General features: G+C 70.3%; 14 protein-coding genes. 8 read left to right on the top strand and 6 right to left on the bottom strand.

Annotated elements, in window-relative coordinates; translation table 11 throughout:
• The 5 genes from FPZ47_RS17200 to FPZ47_RS17180 all read right to left on the bottom strand — a co-directional run.
• Positions 1-432, bottom strand: a 432-nt coding sequence (locus FPZ47_RS17200) for a SufE family protein (RefSeq protein ID WP_144948682.1), incomplete at its 3' end; no start/stop codon positions are given.
• Positions 429-1,334 carry a sulfurtransferase gene (locus FPZ47_RS17195; protein WP_144948680.1) on the bottom strand — a complete coding sequence of 302 codons (906 nt, stop codon included), beginning with the start codon at positions 1,332-1,334 and terminating at the stop codon, positions 429-431. The genes FPZ47_RS17200 and FPZ47_RS17195, both read right to left, overlap by 4 nt.
• Positions 1,335-1,452: 118 nt before the next feature.
• Entirely contained in the window at positions 1,453-2,094 is a 642-nt protein-coding gene (locus tag FPZ47_RS17190; RefSeq protein ID WP_144948676.1) for a Maf family protein, read from the bottom strand.
• Entirely contained in the window at positions 2,091-2,366 is a 276-nt protein-coding gene (locus FPZ47_RS17185; RefSeq protein WP_144948673.1) for an acyl-CoA carboxylase subunit epsilon, read from the bottom strand. Before FPZ47_RS17185 ends, FPZ47_RS17190 begins: the two co-directional genes overlap by 4 nt.
• Positions 2,363-4,012, bottom strand: coding sequence for an acyl-CoA carboxylase subunit beta (locus FPZ47_RS17180; protein ID WP_144948670.1), 1,650 nt, complete (start codon positions 4,010-4,012; stop codon positions 2,363-2,365). The genes FPZ47_RS17185 and FPZ47_RS17180 overlap by 4 nt, the downstream gene beginning before the upstream one ends.
• Positions 4,013-4,079: 67 nt before the next feature.
• On the opposite strand from FPZ47_RS17180, the gene FPZ47_RS17175 reads away from it, so the two are divergent.
• Positions 4,080-4,910, top strand: a complete 831-nt coding sequence (locus tag FPZ47_RS17175; RefSeq protein ID WP_246133279.1) for a biotin--[acetyl-CoA-carboxylase] ligase — start codon at positions 4,080-4,082, stop codon at positions 4,908-4,910.
• A gap of 22 nt (positions 4,911-4,932) precedes the next feature.
• Positions 4,933-5,451, top strand: a complete 519-nt coding sequence (locus FPZ47_RS17170; protein ID WP_144948667.1) for a PH domain-containing protein — start codon at positions 4,933-4,935, stop codon at positions 5,449-5,451.
• Here the strand turns inward: FPZ47_RS17170 and FPZ47_RS17165 are convergent.
• Positions 5,406-6,131, bottom strand: coding sequence for a GtrA family protein (locus FPZ47_RS17165; protein ID WP_144948664.1), 726 nt, complete (start codon positions 6,129-6,131; stop codon positions 5,406-5,408). The genes FPZ47_RS17170 and FPZ47_RS17165 overlap by 46 nt on opposite strands.
• A gap of 96 nt (positions 6,132-6,227) precedes the next feature.
• On the opposite strand from FPZ47_RS17165, the gene FPZ47_RS17160 reads away from it, so the two are divergent.
• From FPZ47_RS17160 to FPZ47_RS17135, 6 genes are all read left to right on the top strand, one after another.
• Positions 6,228-7,493 (top strand): 5-(carboxyamino)imidazole ribonucleotide synthase, encoded by a 1,266-nt coding sequence (locus tag FPZ47_RS17160; RefSeq protein WP_144948715.1) that lies wholly within the window; start codon positions 6,228-6,230, stop codon positions 7,491-7,493.
• Positions 7,480-7,998, top strand: coding sequence for a 5-(carboxyamino)imidazole ribonucleotide mutase (gene purE, locus FPZ47_RS17155; protein ID WP_144948661.1), 519 nt, complete (start codon positions 7,480-7,482; stop codon positions 7,996-7,998). Before FPZ47_RS17160 ends, purE begins: the two co-directional genes overlap by 14 nt.
• 16 nt (positions 7,999-8,014) lie before the next feature.
• Positions 8,015-9,184 (top strand): acyl-CoA dehydrogenase, encoded by a 1,170-nt coding sequence (locus FPZ47_RS17150; protein WP_144948658.1) that lies wholly within the window; start codon positions 8,015-8,017, stop codon positions 9,182-9,184.
• A gap of 284 nt (positions 9,185-9,468) precedes the next feature.
• Entirely contained in the window at positions 9,469-10,614 is a 1,146-nt protein-coding gene (locus tag FPZ47_RS17145; RefSeq protein ID WP_144948712.1) for a PP2C family protein-serine/threonine phosphatase, read from the top strand.
• Between the two features lie 71 nt (positions 10,615-10,685).
• A complete protein-coding gene (locus FPZ47_RS17140) occupies positions 10,686-12,245 on the top strand; it encodes a sensor histidine kinase (RefSeq protein WP_144948709.1) in 1,560 nt (519 codons plus the stop codon).
• Positions 12,242-12,682, top strand: a complete 441-nt coding sequence (locus FPZ47_RS17135; RefSeq protein ID WP_144948655.1) for a response regulator — start codon at positions 12,242-12,244, stop codon at positions 12,680-12,682. The genes FPZ47_RS17140 and FPZ47_RS17135 overlap by 4 nt, the downstream gene beginning before the upstream one ends.
• Positions 12,683-12,694 lie beyond the last annotated feature (12 nt).

Below are 12,694 nucleotides of genomic sequence, written 5' to 3'. Positions count from 1 at the left end.
GGGTCGGGGTCGGGGGGCGGACTCGCGCAGCCGCCGCTTGATCCGGGCCAGCATCGCCGACATGCCGCGCAACCGCAGCGGGCTGATCAGAGCCGCCAGACCGAGCTCGTTGTAGAAGTCCTCGGGCACCGCCAGGATGTCGGCGGCGGGCTGCCCGTCGAGGCCGGCGGCCAGGATCGCGGCGAACCCGCGCGTGGTCGGCGCCTCGGCGGGTGCGCTGAAGTACAGCCGCACCCGGTCCGGGTCGCCGGCGTCGACGTGCAGGAACAGCGGGGTCTGACACTCGGGGACCGGCTCCATCGCCGCCTCGGCCAGCTCGGCGGGCAGCTCGGGCAGGTCGTCGGCGAACTCCAGCAGGAGCTTGAGCTTGTCCTGGCCCCCGACGTCGGCGAAGTCGGAGACCACCTCGGCAAGCGGCGCGGGCAGGCTCATCGGGCCGGTACGGCTCCCGGCGCCTGTCCCGGTTCCGGGCCCGCCACGATGGGGACGCGCACGGTGTTGCCCCACTCGGTCCACGACCCGTCGTAGTTGCGCACCCCGGGCTTGCCCAGCAGATGCGTGAGCACGAACCAGGTGTGGCTGGAGCGTTCCCCGATGCGGCAGTAGACGATGGTCTTGTCGTCGGGACCCAGGAAACCGTAGAGCTCGTCGAGCTCCTCGCGGCTGCGGAACCGCCCGCTGTCGTCGACGGCCCTGCTCCACGGAATCGACCGGGCGGTGGGGATGTGGCCGGCCCGCAGCACGCCCTCCTCGGGGTAGTCGGGCATGTGGGTGCGTTCGCCGGTGTACTCCTGCGGGGAGCGCACGTCGATCAGCGGCTCGGAGCCCAGCGCCGCCAGCACGTCGTCCTTGTAGGCCCGGATGGGTTCGTCGTTGCGCTGCACGACGGGATAGCCGGTGGAGGTCCTGGTCGGGACGTCGAGGCTGGTCTCACGCCCGTCGGAGAGCCACAGGTTCCGGCCGCCGTTGAGCAGCCGCACGTCGGGGTGGCCGAACAGCGTGAAGACCCACAGCGCGTAGGCCGCCCACCAGTTGCTCTTGTCGCCGTAGATCACCACGGTGTCGTCGCGGGCGATGCCCTTGCGGTCCATCAGCTCGGCGAACCGCTCGCCGGTGATGTAGTCGCGCACGGGCGCGTCGTTGAGGTCGGTGTGCCAGTCGATCTTGACCGCGCCGGGGATGTGGCCGACGTCGTAGAGCAGGACGTCCTCGTCGGACTCCACGATCGCCAGACCGGGTGCGCCCAGGTGGGCCGACAGCCAGTCGGCGGTGACCAGGCGTTCGGGGTGGGCGTAGGCCGCGAGCGTGGGGCTGGGATCCGGAGGTAGCGACATACCGGAAAGCCTACTCACGCGAGGCGCTGCGACCGCGACACATCAACGTCGCCGACGACACGCCGCGTGGAGTCGCGCTGGATGATGTCTCGCGGAGCCCGACGGGCCCGGGTGCGCGTCAGGCGGGCGGATTGGCCGCCCACACCGTGGCGACCGACAGCCCCGCGCGGCCCAGCAGCGAGCGCGTCAGCGGCAGCCCGATGCCCACCACGGCCGAGGGGTCGCCGTCAACGCCGTCGATGAACCACCCGCCCAGGCCGTCGAGGGTGAATCCCCCCGCCACGCGCAAGGGTTCACCCGAGGACAGGTACGACTCGAGGTCGTCGGGGGACGGCGCACCGAAACGCACTGTGGTGAAAGAGTTTTCGGACGCAGAGAAAGTAATCGCGTTGTCCAGCAAGCGAATAAGAGCGTGTCCGGTGTGGAGCTGGCCGGCGCGGCCCGCCATGGCTTGCCACAGGTCGCGCGCGGCGGACGTCGACTGCGGCTTGCCGCAGAGCAGGCCGTTCAGGTGCAGCATCGAATCGCAGCCGATGACAACGCAATCGGCGGCGACGGCGGGCTCGAGCTCGCCGGCCACCCGTTCGGCCTTGGCCCGGGCCAGGGCGCACACCACCTCCCCGGGCGGCGCGTCGGGGCCCAGACCGGCGATGACCGCGTCCTCGTCGACCCCCGAGACCCTGACCAGCGGATCGACACCGGCTTGGCGCAGCACTTTGAGCCGGCCCGCGGACGCCGACCCCAGCACCAGGCGGGTCACTGCTGCAGATGCTGCAGGTGGATTTTCTGCTGCATGGTGAGGCGCTGAAAGTTCGTCATCGCGTATCGCAGGTTGTCGGCCGGAAGGCCCCAGCGGGTGCGCTCGGGTGCCGGCGGCCGGGGCGCGGCGCCGGTGCTGCCGAGCACGGCGATCAGTGCCGCCAGCTCCGCGGCGGTGGGTTTGCCGCGCAGAATCTGGATGTGCGGCTCGTGCACCCGGTGCGCGTCGCCCGTCGTGACGTCGCCCGTCGTGAGCTCGCTCCCGGCGCTCACAGCGGGATGTTCCCGTGCTTCTTGGGGGGCAGATGGGAGATCTTGCGTTCCAGCAGCCGCAGCGCCGTGCCGATGTAGCCGCGGGTGTGCGACGGCGGGATCACCGCGTCGACGTAGCCCCGCTCGGCGGCGACGTAGGGGTTGACCAGCGTGTCCTCGTACTCCTGCTGCAGCTGTAAGCGAAGCTCGTCAACGTCCTTGCCCTCCTTGGCGGCCTCCTTGAGCTGCTGGCGGTAGACGAAGCCGACGGCGCCGGAAGCGCCCATGACGGCGATCTGGGCGGTCGGCCAGGCGAGGTTGACGTCGCAGCCCATGTCCTTGGAGCCCATCACGCAGTAGGCGCCGCCGTAGGCCTTGCGGGTGATGACGGTGATCTTGGGGACGGTGGCCTCGCCGTAGGCGTAGAGCAGCTTGGCGCCGCGGCGGATGATGCCGTTGTACTCCTGGCCGGTGCCCGGCAGGAAGCCGGGAACGTCGACCAGCATGACGATCGGGATGTTGAAGCAGTCGCAGGTCCGCACGAAGCGGGCCGCCTTCTCCGAGGCGTTGATGTCCAGGCACCCGGCGAAGTGGGTGGGCTGGTTGGCCACGATCCCGACCGGCCGGCCGTCGATGCGGCCGAACCCGACGACGATGTTCTGCGCGTAGCCGTTCTGCACCTCGAGGAACTCGTCCTCGTCGAGGATGCGGGTGATCACCTCGTGCATGTCGTAGGGCTGGTTGGGCGAGTCCGGGATCAGCGTGTCCAGCTCGATGTCCTCGGCGGTGAGGTTGTCCTCGATCGCGCCCCCGGGCAGGGGCTCGGCGTAGCGCGGCGCGTCGGTGGCGTTGTTGGGCGGCAGGTAGCCCAGCAGCTCGCGCACCCAGTCGAACGCGTCCTGCTCACCGGACGCCACGTAGTGCGCGGTGCCCGACTTGGCCATGTGGGTGTGGGCGCCGCCGAGCTCCTCCATGGTGACGTCCTCGCCGGTGACGGTCTTGATGACGTCGGGGCCGGTGATGAACATCTGGCTGGTCTGGTCGACCATCACCACGAAGTCGGTCAGGGCGGGGGAGTAGACGTGCCCGCCGGCCGCCGCGCCCATGATCAGCGAGATCTGCGGGACGACGCCGGAGGCGATGATGTTGTTGCGGAAGATGCGGCTGTAGAGGCCCAGCGAGACGACGCCCTCCTGGATGCGCGCACCGGCGCCGTCGTTGATGCCGATCAGCGGGCGGCCGGTCTTGATCGCCAGCTCCTGCACCTTGACGATCTTCTCGCCGTACACCTCGCCCAGGCTGCCGCCGAACACGGTGGCGTCCTGGCTGAAGATGCACACGTCGCGGCCGTCGATGGTCCCGTAGCCGGTGACCACCCCGTCGCCCAGGGGGCGGTTGTTCTCCAGCCCGAAGTTCGTGCTGCGGTGCCGGGCCAGGGCGTCGAGCTCGACGAAGGAATCCTCGTCCAGCAGGGCATAGACGCGCTCCCGGGCGGTCAGCTTGCCCTTGGCGTGCACCTTTTCGACGGCCTCCTCGCCGACCGGGTGCAGCGACTCTTCCCGGCGCTTGTGCAGCTCGGCCAGCTTGCCCGCGGTGGTGTGGATGTCGACGGTGTGTTCGCTCGCAGGCTCTGCGGAATGAGCCGAGCGGTCGGTAACGCTTGTCATGGCAGTCGATGTTATCGGCAGCCACCGCGCCGGTGTTTAGGCTGGGCGTGAATCAGGAGAAATTAAAGTGAGCGACGGCGAACTGCTCGGGCCCCCGCCGGACCCACCGCTCGACGCGGCCGCGCTGCGGGCCGGGCTGGTCGGGGCGGGGCTGGGCTGGACCCGGCTCGACGTCGTCGAACGGACCGCCTCCACCAACGCCGACCTGCTGGCCCGGGCGGCGTCACCGGACCGGGGGGCCGACGTGGCCGGGGCCGTGCTGATCGCCGAGCACCAGACCGCCGGCCGCGGACGGCACGGCCGGGGCTGGTCGGCCGGCCCGCGGACCCAGATCACGATGTCGGTCGGGGTGAGCGTCGTCGACGTGCCGGTCGCGGCGTGGGGTTGGCTGTCGCTGGCCACCGGGGTGGCGGTCGTCGACGCGGTGGCAGCCGTGACCGGCATTCGAGCCGGCCTGAAATGGCCCAACGACGTGCTGGCGGGCCCGCCGGAGTCCCGCGGCAAGCTGGCGGGCATCCTGGCCGAGGTGGCGCGCCCGGCGGTGGTGATCGGCGTGGGGCTCAACGTCGCCCGCGCCCCCGACGGGGTCGAGGGCGCCACCTCGCTGCGCGGTCTCGGGGCGGCCGAAGCCGATCGCGGCGACCTGGTGCGCGCGTTGCTGACCGAACTCGACAGGCGGATCGTTGCGTGGCGGGCCGCACGCGGCGCCGACGCGGCGCTGGCCGCCGACTACCGGGCGCACAGCCTGACGATCGGCACCCGCGTGCGCGCGCACCTGCCGGGCGGCGGTGAGCTGGTCGGCACCGCCACCGGCATCGACGACCAGGGCAGGCTGTGCCTGGACACCGGACACCAGACGGCCGTGATCTCGGCCGGTGACGTGGTGCATCTGCGGTAGCGCCGCCGCTAGTGTCGCGACCATGCGCTATCCGGACAACGCCCTGGCCGCCGGCGAGCAGGTGGTGCTGCACCGCCATCCACACTGGAGGCGGCTGATCTGGCCCGCCGTGGCGTTCGTCACCGCGACCGGGCTGGCGGCGTTCGGTTCGGGATACCTCAACTCGACGCACTGGGACCAGCTCGCCAAGAACGTCAGCTACGGCGTCATCTGGGGGATCTGGCTGGTGGTCGTCGGCCGGCTGACGCTGTGGCCGTTCTCGGCCTGGCTGACGACGCATTTCGTGGTCACCACCCGACGGGTGATGTACCGGCACGGGGTGCTCACCCGGACCGGGCTCGACATCCCGCTGGCGCGGATCAACAGCGTCGAATTCCGGGACCGGCTCTTCGAGCGGATCTTCCGGTGCGGGACGCTGATCATCGAGTCGGCGTCACAGGACCCGTTGGAGTTCTCCGACATTCCGCGGCTGCGCGAGGTCCACGCGCTGCTGTATCACGAAGTCTTCGACACCCTGGGTTCGGAGGAGTCGCCGAGCTGACCGAAACGGGCGGCCCTGCGGCTGCGCCAACCGCGCAACGGGGTGACATTGCTCATCTGGGAGCTCATCTGGGAGCTCATCTGGGGGCTCATCTGGAGGCCGCTTTCGCGGGTGTCCTCGAAAACCTCGGCGATCCCGCCCGCGGTGAGGGCGGACTCCAGGGCTTTCTCCTCCAGGGCCATGTCGGGATTGCGCGCGAAGGCGTCGGGGAACACCCAGCGCCGGAACGCCCAGAAGCGGAACGCCATCTGCAGCAAATTCCCGATGAGGTAGGCCGAGACGAAGTCGGCGATGTTCTCCAACGTCAGCGACACCATCGGCTCCCGCAACTGCAGCACATAGCTGGAGAACCACAGCGGCGCCATGCTCAGCAGCACGCCCACGCCGCTGAAGGCGAAGAACAGCAGTGCTTCGTGGTGGCGTTCGCGGCCGCCGCGATCGCGGAAGCTCCACTCCCGGTTCAACACGTAGGACGCGATGACCGCGACGATGCCGGCGATCACCTTCGCGGTGACCGGCTTGGTCTCCAGGATCGTCAGCTTCAGGGTGTAGAAAATCGCCGAGTCGATGATGAACGTGGTGCCGCCGACGATCGCGAACTTGATCAGCTCGTGGTGGCGTTGCGCGAAGGGCTGAAGGGCGTCAGGCAACCGCGCAATTGTGGCATCGGCGAAGGGCACAACACGTGAGTGTACGGACGGACACAAAATCGACGCAAAATGGTACATAACGATCGGGTCTCACCGCCGGTCGCGGTCGGCCCGGCCCATGACACCATGATGGCCGTGCCGAGTACCCGCACCCCCGTCGTCGCCCCGCTAGTCACCCCGCTTGTCGCCATGGTCGGCGGCGGCCAGCTCGCCCGGATGACCCACCAGGCCGCGATCGCGCTGGGGCAGACATTGCGGGTGCTGGCCACCGCCGCCGACGAGTCGGCCGCGCAGGTCACCCCCGACGTGGTGATCGGCTCGCACATCGACCTGGAAGACCTGCGCCGGGTCGCCGCCGGGGCCGACGTGCTGACGTTCGACCACGAGCACGTCCCCACCGACCTGCTGGAGAAGCTCGTTGCCGAGGGCGTCAACGTCGCGCCCCCGCCCCAGGCCCTGGTGCACGCGCAGGACAAGCTCGTCATGCGCAGGCGGCTGGAGGCCCTCGGCGCCCCGGTGCCGCGCTACGCGCCGGTGGACAGCATCGACGACCTGGACGCGTTCGCGCGCACGCTGGACGCCGCCGACGGCGCCCCGCTGGTGGTCAAGGCCGTGCGGGGCGGCTACGACGGGCGGGGAGTCTGGATGGCCCGCGACCTGAGGCAGGCCCGCGACATCGCCGGCAGGTGCCTGGCCGACGGGCTGCCGGCGCTGGTCGAGGAGCGGGTGACGCTGCGCCGCGAGCTGTCGGCGCTGGTGGCGCGCTCGCCGTTCGGCCAGGGCGCGGCCTGGCCGGTGGTGCAGACCGTGCAACGCGACGGGATCTGCGTGCAGGTGATCGCGCCCGCACCGGGCCTGGCCGGAGAGTCGGCGGCCGCCGCCCAGCGGCTGGCGCTGCGGTTGGCCGCCGAGCTGGGTGTGGTCGGGGTGCTCGCGGTCGAGCTTTTCGAGACGACCGACGGCGCCCTGCTGGTCAACGAGCTCGCAATGCGGCCGCACAACTCCGGACACTGGACCATGGACGGGTCGCGCACCAGCCAGTTCGAGCAGCATCTGCGCGCGGTGCTGGACTACCCGCTCGGCGACACCGACGCGATCGCGCCGGTGACGGTGATGGCCAACGTGCTGGGCGCGCCACGCGGACCGGGGGCGCCCGCGACGGCGGCGATGTCGATGGACGAGCGGCTGCACCACCTGTTCGCGCGGATGCCCGACGCCCGGGTACACCTGTACGGCAAGGCCGAACGGCCCGGCCGCAAGATCGGGCACCTCAATTTCCTGGGCACCGATCCGGCGGATCTGGGGAACCTGCGGGAACGCGCCGAACTGGCGGCGCACTGGCTGGCACACGGCCGATGGGCGGACGGATGGGATCCACATGAGCAGCGCTAACCCCCGCGTCGGGGTCATCATGGGCAGCGACAGCGACTGGTCGGTGATGGCCGACGCGACCGACGCGCTCGCCGAGTTCGACATCGAAGCCGAGGCCCGGGTGGTGTCGGCGCACCGCACGCCGCAGGTGATGTTCGACTACGCCCGCGGTGCCGCCGACCGCGGCATCGAGGTGATCATCGCCGGGGCGGGCGGCGCCGCCCACCTGCCCGGGATGGTCGCCGCGGCGACGCCGCTGCCGGTGATCGGGGTGCCGGTGCCGCTGGCGCGCCTGGACGGCCTGGACTCGCTGCTGTCGATCGTGCAGATGCCCGCGGGCGTCCCGGTGGCCACGGTCTCCATCGGCGGCGCCCGCAACGCCGGCCTGCTGGCCGTGCGCATCCTCGCCTCGTCCGACCCGGCGCTGCGGGCCCGCGTCGTCGCGTTCTCCGACCGCCTGGCGGAGAGCGTGCGGGCCAAGGATGCGGCGGTGCAGCGGTTGCACGGTAAAGTTACCGGTGAGTAGCGCAGGGAGGCTTGAGATGGCTGGATGGGCCGGAAATTCGTCGTTCGATTTGTTCGGGTTGCCCGAGGAGCACCGGGAGTTGCGGGCGGCGATCCGGGCGTTGGCGGAGAAGGAGATCGCTCCGCACGCCGCCGACGTGGACGAGAATTCGCGGTTCCCGGCCGAGGCCTTGGACGCGTTGAACGCGTCGGGTTTCAATGCGGTGCACGTGCCCGAGGAGTACGGCGGTCAGGGTGCGGATTCGGTGGCGGCGTGCATCGTGATCGAGGAGGTGGCCCGGGTCGACGCGTCGGCGTCGTTGATCCCCGCGGTCAACAAGCTGGGCACGATGGGGCTGATCCTGCGGGGTTCCGAGGAGCTGAAAAAGCAGGTGTTGCCCTCGATCGCCGAGGGTGCCGCGATGGCGTCGTATGCGCTTTCCGAGCGCGAGGCCGGCAGCGACGCGGCGGCGATGCGCACGCGGGCCAGGGCCGACGGGGACGACTGGATCCTCAACGGCGCCAAGTGCTGGATCACCAACGGCGGGGTGTCGAGCTGGTACACGGTGATGGCGGTGACCGACCCGGACAAGGGTGCCAACGGGATCTCGTCGTTCATGGTGCATGCCGACGACGAGGGCTTCACCGTCGGGCCCAAGGAGCGCAAGCTCGGGATCAAGGGCTCGCCGACGACCGAGTTGTACTTCGAGAACTGCCGCATCCCGGGGGATCGGATCATCGGGGAGCCGGGTACGGGTTTCAAGACGGCGCTGGCCACCCTCGACCACACCCGGCCCACGATCGGGGCGCAGGCCGTGGGCATCGCCCAGGGGGCGGTGGACGCCGCGATCGCCTACACCAAGGAGCGCAAGCAGTTCGGCCGGCCGGTCAGCGACAACCAGGGTGTGCAGTTCATGCTGGCCGACATGGCGATGAAGGTCGAGGCCGCCCGGCTGATGGTGTATGCGGCCGCCGCGCGCGCCGAGCGCGGTGAATCCAACCTGGGCTTCATCTCGGCGGCGTCGAAGTGCTTTGCCTCCGACGTCGCGATGGAGGTGACCACCGACGCGGTGCAGCTGTTCGGCGGTTACGGCTACACCAGGGACTTCCCCGTCGAGCGGATGATGCGCGACGCCAAGATCACCCAGATCTACGAGGGCACCAACCAGATTCAGCGTGTGGTGATGTCGCGCGCACTGCTGCGCTGACGCCACCGTTGGTGGGGCCGTTGGTGGGGCCATTCGCGGGGCCGATATTGGGAAAGCCCCGGCACACCGCATAGGATCACCCACGGCAACCATTCGGGGTGGTAAGCCGGTGGGAAGGCCTTCGGCGGCGCACCGGCTCTGCGGTCGGAACGTCGCCACAGAGCTAATGGCTACCGCGGCCAAGGGGGGCGGAGTAAAAAAGGTGCTCACCCCTCACCACCCGCGGATGACCGGAAGTGATCCCAGTGCGCGCTCCAGTTACCGCGGTGGACCATTGGCAGTCGTTGTCGCTGTTGCTGGTCGAAGACGACCGGGCCGACGCGGTGCTCGTCGAGGACCTCATCGCGGACGCGGTCGCCGACATCCGGGTGGTGTGGGCCCAGTCCATGGCGCACGCCGAGCGTGAGCTCGCGGCCGCCCGACCGGACTGTGTGCTGCTGGACCTGCACCTGCCGGACGCCAACGGGATCGACGCCCTGGACCGCATCGCCAAACGCGACGCCACGGTCCCGATCGTGGTGCTGACCGGCCTCAACGACGAGTACTTCGGCGCGTCCGCCGTCGCGGCCGGCGCCCAGGACTACCTGGTCAAGGGCCGGGTCGAACCGGAGATGCTGCGGCGGGCGCTGCTGTACGCGATCGAGCGCAAACGGGCCGAGCTCATCGCCGCCGACCTGCACGCCAGCCGGCTGCGCGCCCGCGAGAACGCACTGCTGGAACGCGGTCTGCTGCCCTCCCCGCTGCTGCACGACAACTCGGGAGTCGAGATCGTCGCGCGGTACCGGCCCAGCCGGGAGGACGCGCTGCTGTGCGGGGACTTCTACGACGTCGTGCAGACGCCAGACCGCACCGTGCACGTGCTGATCGGCGACGTCGCCGGGCACGGCCCGCACGAGGCGGCCCTGGGCGCGGCCCTGCGGATCGCGTTCCGCGCGCTGACCTTCGCCGGGTTGCACGGCGTCGACCTGATGCGGCAGCTGGAGCGGGTGCTGCACTCCGAACGGAGCGGCACCGGTATCTTCGCGACGGTGCTGAGCCTGGCGATCTCACCGGACAGCCCGCGCGTCACCACGGTGCGCGCCGGTCACCCCGGGATGCTGCTGCAGGGCTGCGGCTGCGTGGACTGGATCGAGCCGCCGGCGGGGCCGGCCCTGGGGCTGCGGGCCGACGACTGGCCGCGCCACGACATGGAACTGCCCGTCGGGCACGGGCTGTTGCTGCTGACCGACGGCCTGTTCGAGGGGTATTCGGGGCGGGGCGCCCGACGCCTCGGCGAGGACGGTCTGCTCGCGCTGGCCCGCCGGCACGCGAACCAGCCCGGCCCGGCGTTCGTCGACGCGCTCATCGACGAGGCCGAGAAGCTCGCCCGGCCGCAGGGCGGGCTCACCGACGACATCGCGGTGCTGCGCGTCGAGCGGACCACGGCGTGACGCCGACGTTGCGGCCGCTGCGCCTGTCGCAGCTCACGACGCGGGGATGGCAGGCGCTGGTCCTGTTCGTCATGGGCGTGATGGTGCTCGTCGGCGCCGTGGTCGGAACGGTGTTGCTGGACCGCACCGACACGATGTCGCGCGAACTGATCGACCACATCCAGCCGGCGCGCGCGGCGGCATACCAGCTGCAGGCCGGGCTGCGCGACCAGGAGACCGGCGTTCGCGGCTACCTGATCACCGCCGATCGTCAGTTCCTGGCGCCCTACTACGACGGACAACGCGCCGAGCGGGCCGCGGCCGAGGAGATCCGCCACCGGCTGGGCGCGCGCGCGAACCTCATCGCCAACCTCGACGAGATCGAGCAGTCGGCCGCGCAGTGGCGTTCGAGCTATGCCGAGCCGCTGATCGCCGGCGTGACCCCGCACGCCCCGAACGCCCCGAACATCCCGAACGGCGGGATGGCCGAGCGCGGCAAGGCCCAGTTCGACCATCTGCGTGCGCTTTTCGAGGCGCAGAGCGCGAACCTGTCTGCGGCGTGGGCGCACGCCGCGGAGCAACTCAGGCACACCGACGTCTGGCGCGACCGCGTGCTGATCGCGCTGGTGGTGGTGTTCTTCGCCACCGCGGTGGTGCTGGGGGTGCTGGTGCGCCAAACCGTCACCCGCCCGCTGGCGGAGCTGGCCGCGGCGTGCCGGCGGATCACCGAGGGCAGCTTCGCGGAGACCATCGCGCCCCCCAAGCGGCCCAAGGACATTCGTGACATGGCGATCGACGTGGAGAACATGCGCCGTCGGATGGTCGAAGAGCTCGAGGCGTCGCGCGCCGCCCGGGCGCAGTTGGACGAGCAGACCGAGGAGCTGCGACGTTCCAACGCCGAACTCGAGCAGTTCGCCTACGTCGCGTCGCACGACCTGCAGGAGCCGCTGCGCAAGGTCGCCTCGTTCTGCCAGTTGCTCGAGAAGCGCTACGGCGACAAACTCGACGAGCGCGGCACCGAGTACATCGCCTTCGCGGTCGACGGGGCCAAACGCATGCAGGTCCTGATCAACGACCTGCTCACCTTCTCCCGCGTCGGGCGCCTGGGCACCTCGGAGGCCGAGGTGGACCTCGACACGGCGCTGGACGCCGGCCTGGGCAACCTCGCTGCCGCCATCGAGGAGTCCGGCGCGCAGATCGTGCGCCCGCGCGAGCCCCTCCCGCGGGTCGTCGGCGACCCCACGCTGCTGACGATGCTGTGGCAGAACCTGCTCGGCAACGCGGCGAAGTTCCGGCGCGAGGACGCCCCGCCCCGCGTCGTCATCGAGTGCGAACCGGGCGCCGGTGACCGCGAGGGCCAGTGGGTGTTCCGGGTTTCCGACAACGGCATCGGGATACCGGAGGAGTTTGCCGAGAAGGTGTTCGTGATCTTCCAGCGGCTGCACGGCCGCGACGCGTACCACGGGACCGGCGTCGGGCTGGCGCTGTGCAAGAAGATCGTCGAGCACCACGGCGGAAGCATCCGGATCGACACGTCCTACACCGGCGGCACCCGGTTCGAGTTCACCCTGCCCATGGCCCCGGCAAACGAAGAGCCGGTCGCCGGAGCGGATCACGCGCGCGAAACACAGCCAGAAGGAGTCCAGCAATGACCTCGGCCGGGAGAGCGATCGAAATCCTGCTCGTCGAAGACGACCCGGGAGACGAGCTGATCACCCGGGAGGCGTTCGAGCACAACAAGCTCAAGAACAACCTGAACGTCGCGCACGACGGGGAGGAGGGCCTGGACTACCTGTACAAGCGCGGCCGGTTCCGGGACGCGGTCCGGCCCGACCTGATCCTGCTCGACCTGAACCTGCCCAAGTACGACGGCCGCCAACTGCTCGAGCAGGTCAAGTCCGACCCCGGCCTGGCGCGCATCCCGGTGGTCGTGCTCACCACCTCCTCGGCCGAGGAGGACATCCTGCGCAGCTACCAGTTGCACGCCAACGCCTACGTCACCAAGCCCGTCGACCTCGACCAGTTCATCAACGCGGTCCGCCAGATCGACGAGTTCTTCATCCAGGTGGTGCGCCTGCCGGGTCTGTGAGGGCGCCTGCGC

This window comes from Mycobacterium helveticum (genome assembly GCF_007714205.1).
GTDB lineage: Bacteria > Actinomycetota > Actinomycetes > Mycobacteriales > Mycobacteriaceae > Mycobacterium > Mycobacterium helveticum.
Note: the sequence above shows the minus strand (reverse complement) of the source record. Positions and strands in the feature narration are given on the sequence as shown.

Coding starts and splice junctions, on each gene's coding strand:
- FPZ47_RS17195 (WP_144948680.1), bottom strand. CDS start 1,334: ATGTCGCTACCTCCGGATCCCAGCCCCACGCTCGCGGCCTACGCCCAC.
- FPZ47_RS17180 (WP_144948670.1), bottom strand. CDS start 4,012: ATGACAAGCGTTACCGACCGCTCGGCTCATTCCGCAGAGCCTGCGAGC.
- FPZ47_RS17170 (WP_144948667.1), top strand. CDS start 4,933: ATGCGCTATCCGGACAACGCCCTGGCCGCCGGCGAGCAGGTGGTGCTG.
- FPZ47_RS17160 (WP_144948715.1), top strand. CDS start 6,228: ATGATGGCCGTGCCGAGTACCCGCACCCCCGTCGTCGCCCCGCTAGTC.
- purE (WP_144948661.1), top strand. CDS start 7,480: ATGAGCAGCGCTAACCCCCGCGTCGGGGTCATCATGGGCAGCGACAGC.
- FPZ47_RS17150 (WP_144948658.1), top strand. CDS start 8,015: ATGGCTGGATGGGCCGGAAATTCGTCGTTCGATTTGTTCGGGTTGCCC.
- FPZ47_RS17140 (WP_144948709.1), top strand. CDS start 10,686: ATGGGCGTGATGGTGCTCGTCGGCGCCGTGGTCGGAACGGTGTTGCTG.
- FPZ47_RS17135 (WP_144948655.1), top strand. CDS start 12,242: ATGACCTCGGCCGGGAGAGCGATCGAAATCCTGCTCGTCGAAGACGAC.